The following is a 17,833-nucleotide window of genomic DNA, read 5'->3' as shown; positions in this document are numbered from 1 at the left end:
TAACTCTATAAGGCATAGGATTGAAAGTTAGTTTTCAGCCAGCGCTATATCCATGGATCAGCCGCACCTTCCCAAGCCGCAAGCCCGAGACGAGCGCCGGCTAGTGAATCGGGAGGAGGGTCTGAACCTGCTGTTTGCCGCAGCCCAGGATGTGGCAAGGGAGGAGGGCAAGCTGGCTGATGGCACGTATGGCTCCCTGGAGCAGTCGCGCATCAGTGCGACCAGCTTCACGCTGATGACTGCCAAGGGCCAGATGATTGCCCGGGTGCCCCTGGCTAAGGCAAGGGAGGTGATCGGCGTGCGGCGTCAGATTGCGCGGGATATGACCCGCAAGGCAAAGCTGGAGATCACGCCCTATGCAAACGACCAATCAAATAAACGTAATTACCGCAATCTCCCCGAGGAAATCCGGGCGCTGGCCTGGGCGATCAGCAGTGGCCGTAGGTTCCCGGCTAAGGGCTACCACAGGCGCGACATCTGGATCGGCCTGCTGCTTTTGATACCAGGCATCATCCCAGGGGTGCTTTATCTGGGCCGGATCGCGCAGAAGCGGCGGCGCTATGAAAAAAGCCTCAAAGAGCTGGTAACTCGCTGGCGCACCAACGGTCGGCAGGACCCAGCCGCAAACCTATTCGCCCATTTCCACCTGGACTAAGCCAGGCGCAGGCCCAACCGTCCTAAACTGGAAAGCCATGCAGGCTGGCCCCAATGAGCAGCGAAACCACCCCCGCAGCCCCCGCCCAAGATCCCCACGCCCTGACGCTGGAAAACGTGGAGCGCACCCTCGATGAGCTGCGCCCCTACCTGATGGCCGACGGCGGCAACGTGGAAGTAGTGGAAATCGACGGCCCGATCGTGAAAGTTCGCCTGCAGGGAGCCTGCGGCAGCTGCCCCAGCAGCACGATGACGCTGAAGATGGGCATCGAGCGCAAGCTGCGGGAGGCAATTCCTGAGGTATCAGAGGTGGTGCAGGTTCTTTGAACTTATTCCTAAGATATCTAAGGCTAAATATTAGATTTTTGATAGACAACCATCATCGGATCGCCTCAGCCTGCCCATAAGCTCTTCCATCAACCAGGATCCGGCCATTTAAGCTCGAAAGCCTGTACTCGAGTACTTCCGCTCCAGAGCCCGAGGCCACCACTTCCAACGAAATATTTGAAGAGATTGACGAGCTGACATCGCTGGAAGCAAAATCAAGAGCACCAGTCGCGACAACAGGCTTGCCACAACGGGTAATCCCGCCCGATGCACCAGTAAGATAATATGTTCTGTAATAATTAGGCAATCCGGTGGCTACATTGTATTGATTAGGAATGTCAAGCGCGAAAACGAGATCCCCAGCTCCGCAAACAGCAGGGACAGTAACCGAACCAGGATAAAGAACATCATCCGATTCAGACACCTCCGTATCCAAAAGATGTTGGACACGGGACGCGTCGTCAGTCTCTCGACTAGCCTTTTCGAATCGCAATGATTCAAACAGCTGGGTGGAAAGGAAACTAGTCAGAGCAAGAGAGATTATTCCAATCACGACGACTACAACCAAGAGCTCGACAAGGGAGTAGCCATTCCCTGATTTAGCCAAAAGCCTGAAATAAGAACGGAGGCCGACGGAATACTTCACGTCAAATACTACGCTGAGTGGAATAGGAGCAAACACCCGTCGTTGAGGAAGATGAATTGTTACGGCCGACCTGAATAGAGCCAGATACAGCAGAAACAAGTAAGCAGCGCTGCGGGGCCTTAGCATCTACAGTCAATCCAATGGTAATATCTGAGACATTCGTGGACAACGTCCTAGGAGTGTATGTGACAGAAAGTACAGATGGGCCTATTTGAGTAATTAACCCATTGGTCAAATCTCGATCAAGAACAAGGCTAGAGTTAGCCCCCAAAATCGCAGCACAACTCGAGCCGGTCTCAACACTTGCCAGCTGCTGCCCAGCAGCAATACTGCCGCTTGCAAAAGTAACCATACAGCCAGAGTCTTGAAGGCGAAGACTAGCCTGCCTTACTTCATTCAACCAGCCGTAGATAGAAAGGGCGACTGCATTGACGCGCTCTCTTCGCTGAAAAGAATTATATGACTCTAAAGTTATGGCGGCAAATATCCCTAAGATTACAATTACGATAAGAAGTTCAGCCAGAGAAAGGCCACACTCAGAGCTTTTGCATCGGCGTAGCGCATTGTTCGGGCTTCCAGATCTTGGATAGGGGGAAAACAGGTGCATAGTAATTATAGTAGTGGTTCCGTATCTGGACACCAATATGCCGCGGCAGGCACCACAGCCCTTTGTCGCTTAACTGAATTATTCAACCTATACTCAATTAAAAGACGATGAGCACTGGCACTATCAAGAGTAACCTCCCTTGAGATTCCAAGAGCTGTCGCAGAAGGGGATAACGCAAGAGTGCTATCTCCTCCATTAATAGCGTCTGTCAATGAATTTGTCATCGTGCCGCCTGTGCAAGCAGCACCAAAATTGACTGCATTCGCCGAAGAGGATGGAGTAGCAAGAGGGAAATAGTAATTTTGCGAACCTGGAGCCGCGGACCCGCATGGGGAAGAATCCCACTTATATGTTCCCGTGCAATATGTGTACTGGAATGAAGCCCTCTCTAGGGAAGCAATATCTCGATCGATGAGAGAATCAATACGCGTACTATCAAGTGCTTTATTTGAAAATCTAACAGCCACATTTGTGCTGACCGCAGCTGCTACAGCGGCCACTGCCACAATCACAACAGTCATCAATACCTCTACAAAGGTAAATCCAGCACCAGACGAACTGGCTTTTGCAACCTTTTCAAGAAAGTTCGAAGGACTAGAAGAGACTGCCGAAACTCTACTACGACGCCAACTAGGCATCCAAAGCAAATCAAGAAATGGGCGGCAACTGCCTTTTAAAGCCACGTAAGTCATATCAATCGTCATTATTGAAATAAGTTAAGACTAAATACGCTACGCGGAGTCCAATCATTGGCCGGAGTAATATCATCATTTGTAGGATCGCCGTCAAACAGCTTTGGATAAAGCGCACTAAGTAATGCGCATGTAGAGCCAGCAGCCGGATTTGGATCAGTACAGTTACCAGACGGTGGATTTACAAGGGTTACATTACCAGCTATATCCAAATTATTAGTCCATACTATCCCAGAAAGATTGACATTGGCATTTCCTCCACCACCGCTTATAAATACATCGGAATATCGAAGGTCAAAAAAGCCCGCAAGAGCCCCAGCAGCGCCTTTAAGCTGAAAGTCACTTCCAAGAACATTGTTGACAACTCTAAACCTGAAAGCATCAGCTAAAGCAGCAGTGCTCCCATTGACGACATGCTCGAATCCACCATTTCCCCCAAAAGCTGCCGTACCTCCAAGTATCGAACCCGTCGTGTCGCCATCTGTAAACAATAGCGTTACATTTCCACCAGTTGTGTCTACACTAACATTGCTATTGCCACTAATGTCAACATAACGAATCTTGCAATAAAATTCTGAACCATTCGCAGTGGTAACTTGAGTACAGTAAGGAGCTGGAGCTGTTGTTCTACTCGAGAGAAGGTAGCACCTGTCTGGACTGGGGGATTGATTAGCTAGATTTTGTTGTGATCGATCTGTTAATATGGCTCCCGAAGGAAGCTGAGGCGCCGTATTGGGATTCACACTGTACTCATTAGGCCCACAACCCGAATAACTTATAAGCACTCTATTCTTACCTTTTCCTGAATAATTTGGACGGGCAGATCCGGTTTGCTCTTGATAAATAGTTTCAGCTGTTGTTGAACCCGTACATGCTTGTGAAGGAGGGCTTAACCCAGCTGCAGGCAGCGCAACTTGGCCAGTAATACAACCTGAATTACTAATAGATGCGCCACTAGGAAGCGCAATCTGTGGCGGCAATTTTTGAGTAGAACCCGCTAGACTGGTATCTGCGTCAAGGCTTTTAACATCGTTGGGATTTAAAGTTACTGCTAGGTCTTGATTGGTACCAATACTATTTTCCCATAAATCAAATGCTCCACCTGTAGTATTAAACACTCCGTTTCCATTCGCACCTGTAACCAGATTTAAAATTCCTTGGCCAAAAGCGGGACATGATCTCAAATCCTGTCCAAAACTTGCCGTCGGAGCCGCGAGGCTGGCAAAAGTGTAACCAAAGGAGCGCCCGCAGCATTTTGGCACAACTTCGTATTCTTTTTTAATCCTCGAGATTGATGTTTTCCCGGCTTGAACAGATTCACCTTCTACTTCTAATTCAATATAGGCTTTGGTAGCCCCTTGAAGATTTACAGCAGATGCCGAATAAGATCCCGTTGTAGCGGAATTCCAGTTAGAGGACACGTTAGATCTACTAAATTTAATTGCGCTTCTAGATCCAGTAATTGCCTCGTTTTTAAACTCTACTGAACGGAGCCAGTAACTCTTGTCTGACTGATTTTTGACAGCAGCTTTAGATGTAGTCGTGACGCCACTTATAGATGTTGGAGCGACCGGAGAACCGGTCGACGACGAAAGAGAACACGGATTTTGCCCGGGGTTGCCAGATGAAGCAGCCCAGGAACTAGGAGCAAACAAACCACCAGTAGTTGTAGATCTTCCCAGAAGCAATCCACGATTTGGCGTCCTTGCCAATTCGCTAATTATGGCTTGCTGGCCATACAAAGCAGCTTCGCGAGACTCTTTGCTTTCTGAGGAGAAAAATGACCCTAGATACGAGCCCTGACTGCGCAATACAATTGCCGCGCCGGTAGCTATTACGGCAGCAGCAAGAATGAGCGCTAATACAATGTTACCTGCTCTTTTTTGGTTAGCAGATGTAGCGAGAAGATTTCTTATTGATACCACCTGGTTAAGCGAGAGGCTCAAATATTGCGACCTGTCCCTATAGCTTTTCAAGCCAGCAAGCCCGGATCGGCTTCGACTTTTAGAGTTGTGAGCGACCATTGTGACAACCACCCGTGATGCTGATCGTGTTCTATTTTAAGTGGAGGGGCGTTTTTTTTGCAAACTCCGGACAAATTCGCAAACTACCCATCAAAGCGAGCGCCAAGCAATGCTAGGAATTCCAATGTCCAATCCACTTTAAAGGATTGGAAATTCCTCCAACGCCGTAGTTGATGCGTCGCCACTTAAAATTACGATAACCACATTCAGCCGCCGTGCTTGACCAGCGCCTTCTGCGCGACAGCCCTGAGCTGATCACCACCCAGCTGGCCCGTCGGGGCATGGCGCTAGACCTCGCTCCGCTGCAGCAGATCGCCCGCCAGGAGCGCGATCTCGAGGAGCAGCGCAGCAACCTTCAAGCCGAGGGCAACCGCATCGGCAAGGCCGTGGGGCAGCTGATTCAAGGCGGATCTGCCCCAAACAGTCCCGAGGTGCAGGCCCTGCGCGACCAGGGCAACGCCATCAAGCAGCAGGTAGCGGCCCTCGAGGAGCAGGAAAAAGCCATGGAGCTGCAGCTGCGTGATGCCCTATCAGCCCTGCCCAACCTGCCCTCGCCCGAGGCACCCGATGGTCGCAGCGAAGCCGACAACATCGAGATCAAGCGTTGGGGCAGCCCCCGCACCGAAGCTGGCCTGCAGGAGCACTGGCAGATCGGCGAGCGGCTGGGGCTGTTTGAAACCGAACGCTCCGTGCGGATCGCCCAGAGCCGTTTCATCACCCTGATGGGTGCTGGCGCCCGCATGGAGCGGTCCCTGATCAGCTTCATGCTCGATCTGCACACCGCCAAGGGCTACCGCGAGGTGATGCCGCCGATCCTGGTGAATTCCGCCAGCCTCACGGGTTCAGGCCAGCTGCCCAAATTCGCCGAGGAGAGCTTCCGCTGCGCCGACGACGACCTCTGGCTCACCCCCACCGCCGAGGTACCAGTCACCTCCCTGCACCGCGACGAGGTGATTCCCGCTGAGCAGCTGCCGCTCAAATACGCCGCCTACACCCCCTGCTTCCGCCGCGAAGCCGGCAGCTACGGCCGCGACACCCGTGGCCTGATCCGACTGCACCAGTTCAACAAGGTGGAGCTCTACTGGTTTTGCCATCCCGACCACTCCTCCGCCGCCCACCAGCAGATCACCGCTGACGCCGAAGCCGTGCTGGAAGCCCTCGAGCTGCCCTACCGCAAGATCGAGCTCTGCACCGGTGATATGGGCTTCTCCGCAGCCCGCACCTACGACCTCGAGGTGTGGCTGCCCGGCGCCGGCTCCTACCGCGAGATCTCCAGTTGCTCAGTGTGCAACGACTTCCAAGCCCGCCGCTCCGCCATCCGCTTCAAAGATGGCAAAAACACCCGCCTGCTCCACACCCTCAACGGCTCCGGCCTCGCCATCGGCCGCACCATGGCCGCCCTACTCGAAACCGGCCAGCAGGCTGATGGTTCCGTCAAGCTCCCCGCCGCCCTGGTGCCTTACTTCGGTGGCGACACGATCGGTGCGGGGTGATGGGGGGAGCCCATGGAGCTAAGCAAGCACGCGATCGACAAGCTTGAGACTTACGAAATCAACGGTGATCGCCTGAACAGCTGGCAAGCCGCTCTTAAGCAAGGCCAGCGGCATCTGGACCTCAGCACAGCAGCCACTGTGGTTGTCTCCGACTGGGAAGACCGCCCATGGATCGCCATTCTCAGCCAAGATGGGGAACGGGTGATCACCACATATCCCACCGACCAACGCACCGTGACCAACGGCCTGGGAGCAGGAAGATGGATCAAGCCCAACACCTGAGCACCCAACTGGAAGGAATGGAGCGTCTGGTGGATGGCGAAAACGGGGCCATCCTGTTTCGCCATCCCAGCCTGCGTGGCATTCCCGATCTGGTACTCGAAGGGGATGGCTACACACTTGAATTCATTGGTGCCACCCTTCTCTGCGTAGACATCCGCAATGCAGCAGGCCTGGCCAAACTCCTGGCCGAGCCCTTCAAAACTCAACTTCCAGTGGCTCTCTAGCCCACTGCAGGAGGCTGGCTACGGCCCAAGGGCACCAACCGGCACCACCACAACCCCATCGGGCCGGCGATAGCCGTACCCCTTGCTGCAGATCACGGCCAGAAACGCCGCTGACCCCGAGCGTTGGCTGTCGATCTGGTCTGAGAAGCGCTTGAGGTTGGCGGCGGCCTCGTCAACCTGCCCCTCGCCGAGCTTGATCTCGATGGCGCCCCAGCGCCCATCGCACAGCTGCACGATCGCATCCGCCTCCACCCCGTAGTCATCGCGGTAGTGCAACACCTCTCCTTCCAGGGGTTGGCTGAGCACGCGCAAATCGCGGATCACGAGTGATTCGAACAACTGCCCGAACCATTCAAAATCCTCCGGCAATCGCTCCGCAGCAGCCCCGCTGGCCGCCAGCGCCAGCGATGGGTCGACGAAATGACGCTTTGGGGCCTTGCGCAGCCGCGCCCTCGAGCGCAGATGGGGAGCCCAGGCGGGCTGATCTTCGATCACCATCAGCTGCTCCAACGCCTGCAGATAAGCCGTCACGGTGCGCTCATCCAGGGCGACATCGGCGGCCAGTGTTGAGAGCCTGGCCTCAGTGGCGCAATGGCGCCCGAGAGAGCGCAACAGTGCCCCCACTCTGGCTGGATCGCGGCGGCGATCCACTCGGCTGATGTCAATCTGCCGCACCTGCTCGAGGTAGTCGCGGGCGGCCCGGCTCGCCGCTTTCAGAGGTCTGCTCTGCTGCGCGGGCCATCCGCCGCGCGCAATCAGCGCACCGAGATCCTGCACGCTCAGCCCTGGATCCGCCACGGTCTGCACCTCGCCAGCAAACAGCTGACGCAGCGACACGGCGCCGTTGGACACTCCAGATTCGAACAAGCTCATGGGCCGCATGCGCAAGAACCCGAAACGGCCGGCGCCGGTGTGGCGGCTGATATCTTCCGCCGGCACCGCTGAGCCGGTGAGCAGAAACTGGCCGGGCTGCTCGGAGGCATCGACGGCCCTGCGCACCTGATTCCAGAGCTCGGGTGCCACCTGCCACTCATCCAGCAGTCGCGGCCTTGCTCCTTCCAGCACCAGCCTCGGCTCCACCGCCAAGGCCTGCCGCGCGGCCTGGTCGATGTCGAGCAACACGCGGGAGGCGGATTGCTGCGAGGCCGTCATCGTCTTGCCGCAGGCCTTAGGCCCTTCGATCACCACAGCACCTGCGGATCCCAACAGCTCCCGCAGTTCGCCATCCACGATCCGGGGGCTGTAGGCAGGCACTCAGGCTCGCTGATGCGGGAAACACCGGCATCTTAATGCAGTAAATGCGGAGTTTCTAATCCGGTTTTCGCCGGCCTCTTGATGGGGCTTTTGCCGACCAGCTGGGTGAGTCACGGCTGGGGCTCAAGGGCCAGATACAGACACAAGCCCGCGTCAATGGCCTCAAGCTCTTCTGGTGACACCTCGCCATAGCGCCTGCGGACGCGTTGCTTGTCGATGGAGCTCAGCTGATCCACCAGGGCTGTCGATGGCTTGGTGAGTCCGCTGGATCCAGGTGCCAAGGCTGGATAGAGCGCCCCTTGGGCAGGAGTGCCTGTGACCGGCACCACCGCGATCAGGGGAAAGCTCTGGTTGCAGTTAACAGCCGCGTCGCTCACCACCACACAAGGCCGAGTCCCCTGTTGTTCATGGCCCAGCGTTGGCTCCAGGTCAACGAGCACCAAAGTGCCTCTAGCCAGGTTCATGTCACTGGTTCTTGCCAGCCTTGATTGGCGCTCCAGCGCAAGGGCAGGCCTGCGGTGGGGTCGAGCAGATCGCTGTCTTCTGTGGGCAGCGCCCCAGCCCAGGCCTCCAGCCCCAAAGCGGCGGTGGCCAGGCTGTCGGGATGGGGTTCGTCGAGTGATCGCAGCAGCTCCAGGTGCCGACGGCGCTTCAGTTCATGACGCACGGCTTCTGTGATGAAGCGACTGCGGTTGCGCTCGTAGCGATCAACGCCAGCAACTAACTCCGCCGGCATCGTCACCGTGACGCGTTCAAAACGTGACGCGTTCAAAAGGAGATGACGCGACGGCCATGGTTGATAAGATGCTCAATATGATCATACCCGTTCGCGGCCTAAAGGGAGGCGACGGCTCAATAGCTGGGGTGCCCAGCCAAACGGCAAACATCTGCTGAGTGGAACCACACACGGCCTCAGTGAGTGGACTTAGCCAAGACTTAGTTCATCTCCAAAAAGTGCATGGCGCCCCCCTGCGCCATGAAAATCCGCTATTTCCCAGATACCGACACCCTCTACATCGAGCTTGCCGATCGGGTGAGCAGCAGCTCCGAAGCCCTGAGCGACAACCTGATTGTTGATTTTGATGAGCTCGGCAAGCCGGTTGGGGTGACCCTGCTGCCGATAAGCCCCGTTCTTCAGCCAGCCCAAAAACCGTGCGCCCGCAACCGTTCAGGGCTGATTCAGCGCCTGGCGCAGCGGTGCATCGTCGACCCGGGGAAGAGGCGCACCGGGCTTCATTAAGCCCAGCTCCACCTGCACCTGCTGCACCGCCTTGAGGTTTTGGGCCAGCACCCCGCCCGGCTCCAGTAAAGGCACCTGCTCCTGCAACGAGTGATAAACCAGCCCCTGCTCAGCCTGGCGGAAGCGCGGCACGCTCAACTTCTCCCTAAATGCCATCAACTTATCCGCCTCATCTGGGTGGCGATCGGCATATTCATGGGCGGCTTGCCAGGTGCGCAGCAGCCGGGCCAGATCGTCGCGGTGGTGCAATGCAAACAGCGGATCTACAACCAGCACATCGAAGATCTCGCCGGGGATGCGACTGCTGTCAAACAGCACCTGAGCCAAACCCACCCGCAGGGCGTAGTCGCTGAATGGCGGAAAGAACGCCGCCGCATCCACCTTGCGCCACGCCAAACTCCCCGCCATCTCGCCCATCGGCATCGGCACCACCTTCACGTCCTTGAGGGCCATACCCGCCTCCTCAAGCGCCCTACTGAGCACAAAAGGCCCCAGGGTTGAAGGGGTCACAGCCACCTTGCGGCCACGCAGGTCTTCGACGCTGAGCAGGCCAGCCCGGGCGGCCACCATGTCGCCGCCACGGGATTCATCCAGCACCAGCACCACCACCGGACAGCGTTTTGGTTGCTTACTGCAGATATCCACCGCCTCCACCGTGGTGAGCTGGGCCACATCCAGCTCGCCGCGCAGGTATGCATGCACGATTGCCTGCGGATCGGGGTAGTCGCGCGTGTCTAGGCGCAGGCTCTGCTCCGCCGCCAACCGCTTGCGCTTGGCCAAATAAAAGTATTCGTAGCCCGGCCAAGTGGCGAGCGGGACCTCGATTTTGTAGGGAAGCCCAAGGGACTCAAGCCAGCCTTCGCAGCCGCCCGTAAGCGAGGCCACCAGCACCGCCGTGGCCACCGCCAGCAGCTGCCTAAAGCGGTGTTGCCTCACTTACTTCCGGAACCAAAACTGAATCTGGGCCAGGATCGTGAAATCACAAACAGCAAAAAATTTAATCAGTTTTCAGACGATACGCAGCAGGATGGTCTTATGGCCAATAAGAACCATTAACTGAATCACAACTAAAGGGTTGCGCTGCTGCTGCCACAGCTCGGCTTCGGCGGGGAACACACGGCCGAAGCAAGCGGACTTAGCCAAGACTTAGTTCAGCGTCAAAGATTGCATGCCGCCCCCCTGCCCGAGGCAAACCCAGCACAAGGAGCGGTTTATGTATTGGCCTTGATGGGCGCTATCACCTCGAACCCCTCGATACGCAATCACATTGCAAGCTCAGCTCCATGGAGCGGGGCACCAGCGTTTCAAGGGCGAGGCTGGTACGCTTTAACGTACGCATGAGGGGAGTCTATGGCCAGCGTGTCAGCCACAGAAGCCCGTAAGCGCCTCTACGCGCTAATCGATGAAGTGGGCCAGTCCCATGAGCCGGTGCAGATCAACGGCAAACGCAGCAATGCCGTGCTGATCTCGGAAGACGATTGGCGCGCCATCCAGGAGACCCTGCACCTGGGGTCGATCCCAGGGATGCGCGAATCGATCCTTGAAGGCATGGCCACCGCGCCTGCTGAGCTGAGCAGCGAACCAGGCTGGTGAGCTGGACCGTTCTATTCACTAAGCAAGCTCAGAAAGACGCCCGCAAACTTGCCTGCGCAGCACCGGCCCTCAAGCAGAAAGCCCAGAACCTACTGGGACTCCTACGGGACGATCCCTACCAACAGCCACCGCCCTACGAAGCCCTTGTTGGTGATCTGCGCGGCGCCTGCTCACGGCGCATCAACATTCAGCGCCGGTTGATATACCAGGTACTCGACAACGAGCGCATCGTCAAAGTGCTGCGGCTCTGGAGCCACTATGAATAGTTCTGCCTCACCTACTTAGGAAACAAAAACTGAATCTGAGCCCTGATAGTGACATCACCAAAAATGTCAGGCTTCACCACATTGGCGTAGGCCTGCAGCGAGGCATTAATCGGTTGCTTGCCGATGCGAAACAAGCGGCCCACACCGCCGCCCACCGGCAGAATCCATTGGTCAGCACTGGCCGCCCGCCAGTTGGCGGTGACGATCGGCGCGGTCACTAAATACCAGCCATGGGGCAGGTTGTAATTAATGAAGGGCTGCAGCAAAAAAGCACTCACCGAGCTGCGATCGCTATTGCCTGCAAACGACCAGATGTTGTTCAGCAGTGCCCCGGCCACCCAGGGGCCCTTGCTGTACACCGCCACCGCCGCCGGCCCCGCAGACCACTTGCCCCGGCCCAGGCTGCTATCGCTAGCCGTTGGTAATACCAAGGTGGGGCCAAAACCAAAGGTCCAAGCGCCCCTAGCCTTGGGCACGAAGAAGAAGCTGGGGTTGAGATCGCCAATGCCATTTTGATTGCCCGTAGCAGTGGGCTGGCTCAGCACCGGCAGGATCGTGCGGGTCACCAAAGTGAGATCCGGGCTGAGCGAAAACGGCACCACTGGCTGAATATTCAGCAGGCTCTGGGTTTGGTTTTCATTGGGCCCGATGCCAGGGGTGAGGTTGTACTGAAACGGAACGCTGACCAAATTTGAGATCGGGTTCTGGGCCTCTGCCGCCAGCGCCTCGGTTTGGGCTTCTTGCTCTGCTTCTTGCTCTGCTTTTTGTTCTGCCGGTGGCTCTGCCGGTGGAGGTTCTGCTGCTGCGGGAAGTGGCAGCAAGGTGGCGCAGATCAGGGCACTCCAGAAGCGATTCATATAGGTAAAAACAACTACTGCTGAGGCGGGATCTTAGGGGTCGCGCTGCTGCTGGCACGGCCCGGGCTCGGCGGGGAACCCACGGCCGCAGCGAGTGGACTTAGCCAAGACTTAGTTCAGCGCCAAAGCGTGCATGCCGCCCCCCTGCCCCCAGGCAAACCCAGCACAATGGACGCATTAATAGCGGGGCCTGGATGGGCGTTCTCACAGCACTAGCGATCCTGGCAGGGCTGATCGTGGTGCACGAGGCGGGGCACTTCTTTGCCGCCACCTGGCAGGGGATCCGCGTCAGCAGCTTTTCGATCGGCTTTGGGCCGGTGCTGTTTGAGCGCCAGCGCCGCGGTGTGCAATTCGCCCTAAGGGCCATTCCCCTGGGCGGCTTCGTGGCTTTTCCCGATGACGATGAAGACAGCCCCATCCCCAAAAACGACCCCAACCTGCTCAGCAACCGGCCCCTAGCCCAGCGGGCCCTGGTGATCGCCGCCGGCGTGCTGGCCAACATGCTGCTCGCCTATGCGGTGCTGCTCGGCCAGGGCCTGGTGCTCGGCATCCCCGCCGGTTTCAGCGCCAGCCCCGGCGTGCTGGTGAGTGGCGTACAACCCGGCCTAGCCGCAGCAGCTGCAGGCCTCCAGCCGGGCGATCGCATCTTGAGCCTCAATGGCAGCGATCTTGGCGGCGGCCAAAGCGCCGTTGCCGCCTTGGTGGAGCGCATCAAGGCCGCCCCCGATCAAACCCTGCGCCTGGAAGCCGAGCGCAACGGCCAAACCCTGCCCCTCCAGCTCACCCCCGCCGATCTCGGCGGCGTTGGCCGCATTGGCGCCCAGCTGCAACCCAATGGCACCGAGGCCTTCCGTCCCGCCCGCACGCCCCTGGAGCCCTTCCGCCAGGCCAACCACGACTTCGCCGCCCTCACCAGCCGCACCGTGGAAGGGTTCGTGACCCTCGCCACCCACTTCGGCGAGACCGCGGGCCAGGTGTCTGGTCCGGTAAAAATTGTTGAGATGGGGGCGTCGCTGGCCAAGCAGGGCGGCAGCAGCTTGTTCATCTTCACCGCCTTGATCTCGATCAACCTGGCGGTGCTCAACGCCCTGCCGCTGCCCCTGCTCGATGGCGGTCAGTTTGTGTTTCTGCTGCTCGAGGGCCTGCGGGGTAAGCCCCTGCCCGAGCGCTTTCAGATGGCTTTCATGCAGTCGGGCTTTGTCTTCCTGGTTGGCTTAAGCGTGGTCCTAATCGTCAAGGACACCTCCCAGCTGCCGGTCGTGCAGCAGCTGCTTGGGCGCTGATCTGGCCCCACCCTGTAGCCCGAACCGCCGCAAGGTAAGCTCGAAAGCACTTATCCGATCGCAGTTCAGGCCGCATGGCGAAGAAGTCGATGATTGCGCGCGATGTCAAGCGCAAGAAGATGGTTGAGCGTTTTGCCGCCAAGCGCTCTGCCCTCAAGGCAGCCTTCGACGCCGCTGCAGATCCCATGGAGCGTCTGGAAATCCACCGCAAAATCCAGCTGCTGCCCCGCAACAGCGCTCCCAACCGCGTGCGCAACCGCTGTTGGGCCACCGGCAAGCCCCGCGGCTATTACCGCGATTTCGGCCTGTGCCGCAACCAGCTGCGCGAGCGCGCCCACAAGGGTGAGCTGCCCGGTGTGGTCAAGTCTTCCTGGTAATCAGCTAAAGATTCCAAAGGCGCCTACGGGCGCTTTTTTTATGGCCAAGCAAGCCCATAAACGCGATAAAAAGCGAAGGATGCCCCAGTAGTAACGGCCTAAATGCGAGAATGGTCCCTGACAACAACAGGACATAAGCGCACGTGCAAGGACAAACTCAGTCGATCTCCTTCGATGGTCGGGAGATCCGGCTGACCACCGGTCGGTTCGCCCCCCAGGCTGGGGGCTCGGTGATGGTTGAGTGTGGTGATACCTCGGTTTTGGTCACCGCCACCCGCTCCGGCGGTCGCCCAGGCATCGATTTTCTGCCCCTAACCTGCGATTACGAAGAGCGTCTCTACGCCGCCGGTCGCATCCCTGGCAGCTTTTTCCGTCGCGAAGGCCGTCCCTCTGAGCGGGCAATCCTCACCTGCCGCCTGATCGATCGGCCGATCCGGCCCCTATTCCCCAGCTGGATGCGCGACGACATCCAGATCGTGGCCACCTGCCTCTCGCTCGATGAGCGCGTGCCACCCGATGTGCTCGCCGTCACCGGCGCCTCGATGGCAACCCTGCTGGCCGGCATCCCCTTCTATGGCCCCATGGCCACCGTGCGGGTGGGCCTGCTCGGCGACGACTTCGTGCTCAACCCCAGCTTCCGCGAAATCGAGCGCAGCGAGCTTGATCTGGTGGTAGCTGGCACGCCCCAGGGCGTGGTGATGGTGGAAGCCGGTGCCAACCAGCTGCCCGAGCAGGACGTGATCGAGGCGATCGACTTCGGCTACGAAGCGGTGTGCGAACTAATCAAGGCGCAGCAAAACCTGCTCAAGGAGCTCGGCATCGAGCAGGTGATCCCCGAACCCCAGGTCATCGACCCCACCCTGCCCAACTTCCTTGAGCAGGAATGTGCCGGTGGCATCGGTGAGGTGCTCAAGCAGTTCTCCCAAACCAAAACTGAACGCGACGAGAAGCTCGACGCCATCAAGGCCGAGGTGAGCGAGAAGATCGCCGCTCTAGCCGAAGACGACCCGATCCGCTCCGCCTCCAGCGGCAAGGCCCTTGGCAACAGCTACAAGGACCTGACCAAAAAGCTGATGCGCGCCCAGATCCTCCAGGAGGGCAAGCGTGTCGATGGCCGCAACCTTGATGAAGTGCGGCCGATCAGCGCCGCCGCCGGCGTACTGCCCAAGCGAGTGCATGGCTCAGCGTTGTTCCAGCGCGGCCTCACCCAGGTGCTCTCCTGCGCCACCCTCGGCACCCCGAGCGACTCCCAGGAAATGGACGACCTCAACCCGTCCACCGAGAAGCACTACCTCCACCACTACAACTTCCCCCCCTACTCCACCGGCGAAACCAAGCCGATGCGCTCCCCCGGCCGCCGCGAAATCGGTCACGGCGCCCTGGCTGAGCGGGCGATTGTGCCCGTGCTGCCCAACAAGGAGTCCTTCCCCTACGTGCTGCGCGTGGTGTCGGAGTGCCTCAGCTCCAACGGCTCCACCTCGATGGGTTCGGTGTGCGGCAGCACCCTCGCCCTGATGGATGCCGGCGTGCCCCTCAAGGCACCAGTGAGCGGCGCCGCCATGGGCCTGATCAAGGAGGGCGAGGAGGTACGCATCCTCACCGACATCCAAGGCATCGAAGATTTCCTTGGCGACATGGACTTCAAGGTGGCCGGCACCGAAAAGGGCATCACCGCCCTGCAGATGGACATGAAGATCACGGGCCTAAATATGAAAACCGTGGCTGAAGCTGTTAACCAAGCCCGCCCCGCCCGGCTGCACATCCTCGAGAAAATGCTCGAGGCAATCGACAAGCCCCGCGACACCATGTCGCCCCACGCCCCACGCCTGCTCAGCTTCCGGATTGATCCAGAACTGATCGGCACCGTGATCGGCCCCGGCGGCCGCACGATCAAGGGCATCACCGAGCGCACCAACACCAAGATCGACATCGAAGATGGCGGCATCGTCACGATTGCCAGCCACGATGGCGCTGCCGCCGAAGAGGCCCAGCGCATCATCGAAGGCCTCACCCGTCGCATCAGCGAAGGCGAGGTATTCAGCGGTGCCGTGACCCGCGTGATCCCGATCGGTGCCTTCGTGGAGATCCTGCCTGGCAAGGAAGGGATGATTCACATCTCCCAACTCTCCGAAGCCCGGGTAGAAAAAGTGGAAGATGTGGTGAACGTGGGTGATCAGGTAACGGTGCGCGTGCGCGAAATCGACAACCGCGGCCGCATCAACCTCACCCTGCGCGGCGTGCCCCAAAGCGAAGCTCCTGCCCCTGAGTGATTGAAAGGGAGGGCCGCCAACTGGCCCTTTCTAAATTTGGCCTCAAGCACTTAGAGCCGGCCCTGCAAGGCCGGCTTTTTATTGGATATAAGCGCCTGAATGAGCTCACTCGCCTTGGCGCCAACAAAAACTGAAGACAGGGGAGGGGCCAACAACATTTTTAGAGGCGGGCTAAGTCCTAGCTAAGTCCACCAGCAAAAAACGACCACTCCCCTCAGGACTGGCCTAGAAGAGCAACAGACACATCTGGCCTGGCATGCTCACCAGATCTGATGGGCCCAAGCCAGCACCACCAGGCATGGCCACCGATAAACAAAGCAGCAACACCCCAAGCAAGGCCAACAGGCGATATTGCTCAAAAAAGAGCGTGAAACGCCTCACCATTGCTGGCTCTGGCAATGGTGGCGCATCAGCAGGCAGCAGGCTGGCTAACAACACCAGTAACAGGGCCAAGGAAAGGGGCCGCAGCCAGATGTCATCAACTAGCTGATAAGCAAACAACGAAACCAGCAGAGGCATGGCCATCGGGCTGGCTTGGCGCCATTGCTGACGACTCCACGGCACAAATCCGGTCGTGAGGAGTAGGGCAAAACCAGTGCCAGCAAGACCTGTCCAGTAGAGAAGAGCCACCCAGATGTTGTGGGGGGTGCAGACAGGTGAACCGGCCTGAATCACCGGAATGCCATGGCCAAAAAAGGGTGCATCGGCAACATGACGGAGGTAAAGCAGCCAGTAGGGCAGCCTGTAAACCGTCGGCAGGGTGGCCCCCTTAGGGGGAGCCGTGAGGGATTGCTGCAGCTCGGTGCCGGCGCGCTGGCCAAATTGCAACAGCAAAGTTCCCTCGTTGAGCAGCAGAGATAAAGCAAACGCGGCAGCCAAACAGCAGGCCAGGATCTGCACAGCGCGGACATTGCGCCGTTGCACCAGCAGGCCCACCAGGGCCAGCAAGATAGCGATTAAGGCCCCATCTCCCTCGCTAAGCACCACCTGGGTGCAGCAAAGCAGCGGCACGGCCCAACAAACAAACCACCAGAAGCGCCGTTGCCTTCTGATCACCCCCTGCTGCAACTGCTGCAGCAGGGGAATGAACGTCCAGAGCAGCAGCAGGCTCACCTGATTAGCCCAACGGGCATTGAGAAATAGATAGGGCGTTTCCATTTCCAGCTGGCCGCTGGGGCTCAAACGACGCATCCAGGCGTAGGGCTGCAAATCGAAGCCATGCATCACCAGCCACAGGCCCACATCCATACCCACTAGGGCCACTGCCAGCAGGGCAAGCAGCCGGATGCCTTCATCTCGCCGCTCGCGCCAGCCATCCACAAGCAGGGGCAGCAAGCCAAATTGCAGTAAAACCACGCCAACAAAACCGAGGGAAATCCAAGGGATCGGTCCCAGTGCACTACCAACCAGCGCCACCCCCCCAAAGCCGATCAGGCCTAGGCCATACCAACCAGAAAGCAGGGGACGTCCCAACGAGCGCGCTGCGGCAGGCCGGTAACACCAAGCCAACACCGCCACCGCCAGCAAAATCTCAACCCAACGCTGCTGCTGAAACTTCTGCAGAGGTGAGCCCGCTGCCAGCGACACCCCAACTCCAGCCAGCAAAACGACCGGATACCAGCGCAACGGATGGGCATCAAAGTATTGCCGTAATCCCCGATCCATCCAGGTGCCGCACCCATTGGGCGAACCCTAGGGAGTGATGGTGCTCCTAAGGATATTTTCTGCGCACGATTCACACACC

At 58.3% G+C, this 17,833-nt stretch carries 22 protein-coding genes; 11 read left to right on the top strand and 11 right to left on the bottom strand.

Going from position 1 to position 17,833, the window contains the following annotated elements:
* Positions 1-52: 52 nt before the first annotated feature.
* Complete coding sequence (locus KBY73_RS04030) at positions 53-655, top strand: hypothetical protein (RefSeq protein ID WP_254935823.1); 603 nt, start codon at positions 53-55, stop codon at positions 653-655.
* Positions 656-708: 53 nt separating this feature from the next.
* A complete protein-coding gene (locus tag KBY73_RS04025) occupies positions 709-981 on the top strand; it encodes a NifU family protein (RefSeq protein WP_254935822.1) in 273 nt (90 codons plus the stop codon).
* Between the two features lie 52 nt (positions 982-1,033).
* On the opposite strand, the gene KBY73_RS04020 is transcribed toward KBY73_RS04025, so the two are convergent.
* From KBY73_RS04020 to KBY73_RS04010, 4 genes are read right to left on the bottom strand one after another with little or no spacing between them, the layout of a single operon-like run.
* Positions 1,034-1,663 carry a prepilin-type N-terminal cleavage/methylation domain-containing protein gene (locus tag KBY73_RS04020; RefSeq protein ID WP_254935821.1) on the bottom strand — a complete coding sequence of 210 codons (630 nt, stop codon included), beginning with the start codon at positions 1,661-1,663 and terminating at the stop codon, positions 1,034-1,036.
* Entirely contained in the window at positions 1,629-2,234 is a 606-nt protein-coding gene (locus KBY73_RS15125; protein ID WP_396096541.1) for a prepilin-type N-terminal cleavage/methylation domain-containing protein, read from the bottom strand. The genes KBY73_RS04020 and KBY73_RS15125 overlap by 35 nt, the downstream gene beginning before the upstream one ends.
* Before the next feature lie 5 nt (positions 2,235-2,239).
* Positions 2,240-2,938, bottom strand: a complete 699-nt coding sequence (locus KBY73_RS04015) for a prepilin-type N-terminal cleavage/methylation domain-containing protein (protein WP_254935820.1) — start codon at positions 2,936-2,938, stop codon at positions 2,240-2,242.
* Positions 2,938-4,872 carry a hypothetical protein gene (locus tag KBY73_RS04010; RefSeq protein ID WP_254935819.1) on the bottom strand — a complete coding sequence of 645 codons (1,935 nt, stop codon included), beginning with the start codon at positions 4,870-4,872 and terminating at the stop codon, positions 2,938-2,940. The genes KBY73_RS04015 and KBY73_RS04010 overlap by 1 nt, the downstream gene beginning before the upstream one ends.
* Positions 4,873-5,165: 293 nt before the next feature.
* Here KBY73_RS04010 and serS point away from each other — a divergent pair, with 293 nt between their 5' ends.
* The 3 genes from serS to KBY73_RS03995 are packed head-to-tail and all read left to right on the top strand — an operon-like array spanning position 5,166 to position 6,949.
* Positions 5,166-6,443 carry a serine--tRNA ligase gene (serS, locus tag KBY73_RS04005; protein ID WP_254935818.1) on the top strand — a complete coding sequence of 426 codons (1,278 nt, stop codon included), beginning with the start codon at positions 5,166-5,168 and terminating at the stop codon, positions 6,441-6,443.
* A gap of 12 nt (positions 6,444-6,455) precedes the next feature.
* A complete protein-coding gene (locus KBY73_RS04000) occupies positions 6,456-6,725 on the top strand; it encodes a hypothetical protein (protein WP_254935817.1) in 270 nt (89 codons plus the stop codon).
* The gene (locus KBY73_RS03995; protein WP_254935816.1) at positions 6,704-6,949 is read left to right on the top strand and encodes a hypothetical protein; all 246 of its coding nucleotides are present in this window, start codon (positions 6,704-6,706) and stop codon (positions 6,947-6,949) included. Before KBY73_RS04000 ends, KBY73_RS03995 begins: the two co-directional genes overlap by 22 nt.
* Before the next feature lie 18 nt (positions 6,950-6,967).
* On the opposite strand, the gene KBY73_RS03990 is transcribed toward KBY73_RS03995, so the two are convergent.
* From KBY73_RS03990 to KBY73_RS03980, 3 genes are all read right to left on the bottom strand, one after another.
* Positions 6,968-8,203 carry an ATP-binding protein gene (locus KBY73_RS03990; protein ID WP_254935815.1) on the bottom strand — a complete coding sequence of 412 codons (1,236 nt, stop codon included), beginning with the start codon at positions 8,201-8,203 and terminating at the stop codon, positions 6,968-6,970.
* A gap of 110 nt (positions 8,204-8,313) precedes the next feature.
* A complete protein-coding gene (locus KBY73_RS03985; RefSeq protein WP_254935814.1) occupies positions 8,314-8,667 on the bottom strand; it encodes a type II toxin-antitoxin system PemK/MazF family toxin in 354 nt (117 codons plus the stop codon).
* Complete coding sequence (locus KBY73_RS03980; RefSeq protein WP_254935813.1) at positions 8,664-8,975, bottom strand: CopG family ribbon-helix-helix protein; 312 nt, start codon at positions 8,973-8,975, stop codon at positions 8,664-8,666. The genes KBY73_RS03985 and KBY73_RS03980 overlap by 4 nt, the downstream gene beginning before the upstream one ends.
* 186 nt (positions 8,976-9,161) lie before the next feature.
* Here KBY73_RS03980 and KBY73_RS03975 point away from each other — a divergent pair, with 186 nt between their 5' ends.
* Positions 9,162-9,443 carry a DUF2283 domain-containing protein gene (locus tag KBY73_RS03975; RefSeq protein WP_315858399.1) on the top strand — a complete coding sequence of 94 codons (282 nt, stop codon included), beginning with the start codon at positions 9,162-9,164 and terminating at the stop codon, positions 9,441-9,443.
* Here KBY73_RS03975 and KBY73_RS03970 read toward each other — a convergent pair.
* Entirely contained in the window at positions 9,372-10,379 is a 1,008-nt protein-coding gene (locus KBY73_RS03970) for an ABC transporter substrate-binding protein (RefSeq protein WP_315858398.1), read from the bottom strand. The two genes, KBY73_RS03975 and KBY73_RS03970, sit on opposite strands and share 72 nt — an antisense overlap.
* A 72-nt stretch (positions 10,380-10,451) precedes the next feature.
* Complete coding sequence (locus KBY73_RS03965; protein ID WP_254935811.1) at positions 10,452-10,586, bottom strand: hypothetical protein; 135 nt, start codon at positions 10,584-10,586, stop codon at positions 10,452-10,454.
* Between the two features lie 207 nt (positions 10,587-10,793).
* Between KBY73_RS03965 and KBY73_RS03960 the strand changes: the two genes are divergently transcribed.
* A complete protein-coding gene (locus KBY73_RS03960; RefSeq protein WP_254935810.1) occupies positions 10,794-11,036 on the top strand; it encodes a type II toxin-antitoxin system Phd/YefM family antitoxin in 243 nt (80 codons plus the stop codon).
* Positions 11,033-11,302: a Txe/YoeB family addiction module toxin gene (locus tag KBY73_RS03955; protein ID WP_254935809.1), complete on the top strand. Its 270-nt coding sequence runs from the start codon at positions 11,033-11,035 to the stop codon at positions 11,300-11,302. Before KBY73_RS03960 ends, KBY73_RS03955 begins: the two co-directional genes overlap by 4 nt.
* Before the next feature lie 11 nt (positions 11,303-11,313).
* On the opposite strand, the gene KBY73_RS03950 is transcribed toward KBY73_RS03955, so the two are convergent.
* The gene (locus tag KBY73_RS03950; RefSeq protein WP_254935808.1) at positions 11,314-12,159 is read right to left on the bottom strand and encodes a neuromedin U; all 846 of its coding nucleotides are present in this window, start codon (positions 12,157-12,159) and stop codon (positions 11,314-11,316) included.
* 194 nt (positions 12,160-12,353) lie between these two features.
* Here KBY73_RS03950 and rseP point away from each other — a divergent pair, with 194 nt between their 5' ends.
* The 3 genes from rseP (at position 12,354) to KBY73_RS03935 (ending at position 16,089) form a co-directional block, all read left to right on the top strand.
* Entirely contained in the window at positions 12,354-13,442 is a 1,089-nt protein-coding gene (gene rseP, locus KBY73_RS03945; protein WP_254935807.1) for an RIP metalloprotease RseP, read from the top strand.
* A 74-nt stretch (positions 13,443-13,516) separates the two neighbouring features.
* Positions 13,517-13,819: a 30S ribosomal protein S14 gene (gene rpsN, locus KBY73_RS03940; protein ID WP_254935806.1), complete on the top strand. Its 303-nt coding sequence runs from the start codon at positions 13,517-13,519 to the stop codon at positions 13,817-13,819.
* A gap of 143 nt (positions 13,820-13,962) precedes the next feature.
* Positions 13,963-16,089, top strand: coding sequence for a polyribonucleotide nucleotidyltransferase (locus KBY73_RS03935; RefSeq protein WP_254935805.1), 2,127 nt, complete (start codon positions 13,963-13,965; stop codon positions 16,087-16,089).
* 225 nt (positions 16,090-16,314) lie between these two features.
* Here KBY73_RS03935 and KBY73_RS03930 read toward each other — a convergent pair whose 3' ends face one another.
* A complete protein-coding gene (locus KBY73_RS03930) occupies positions 16,315-17,754 on the bottom strand; it encodes a hypothetical protein (protein WP_254935804.1) in 1,440 nt (479 codons plus the stop codon).
* Positions 17,755-17,833: the final 79 nt, after the last annotated feature.

It is taken from the genome of Cyanobium sp. Tous-M-B4 (genome assembly GCF_024345395.1).
Classification (GTDB): Bacteria; Cyanobacteriota; Cyanobacteriia; order PCC-6307; family Cyanobiaceae; genus Cyanobium_A.
The sequence above is the reverse complement of the archived record's forward strand: the minus strand, read 5'-3'. Positions and strand labels throughout refer to the sequence as shown.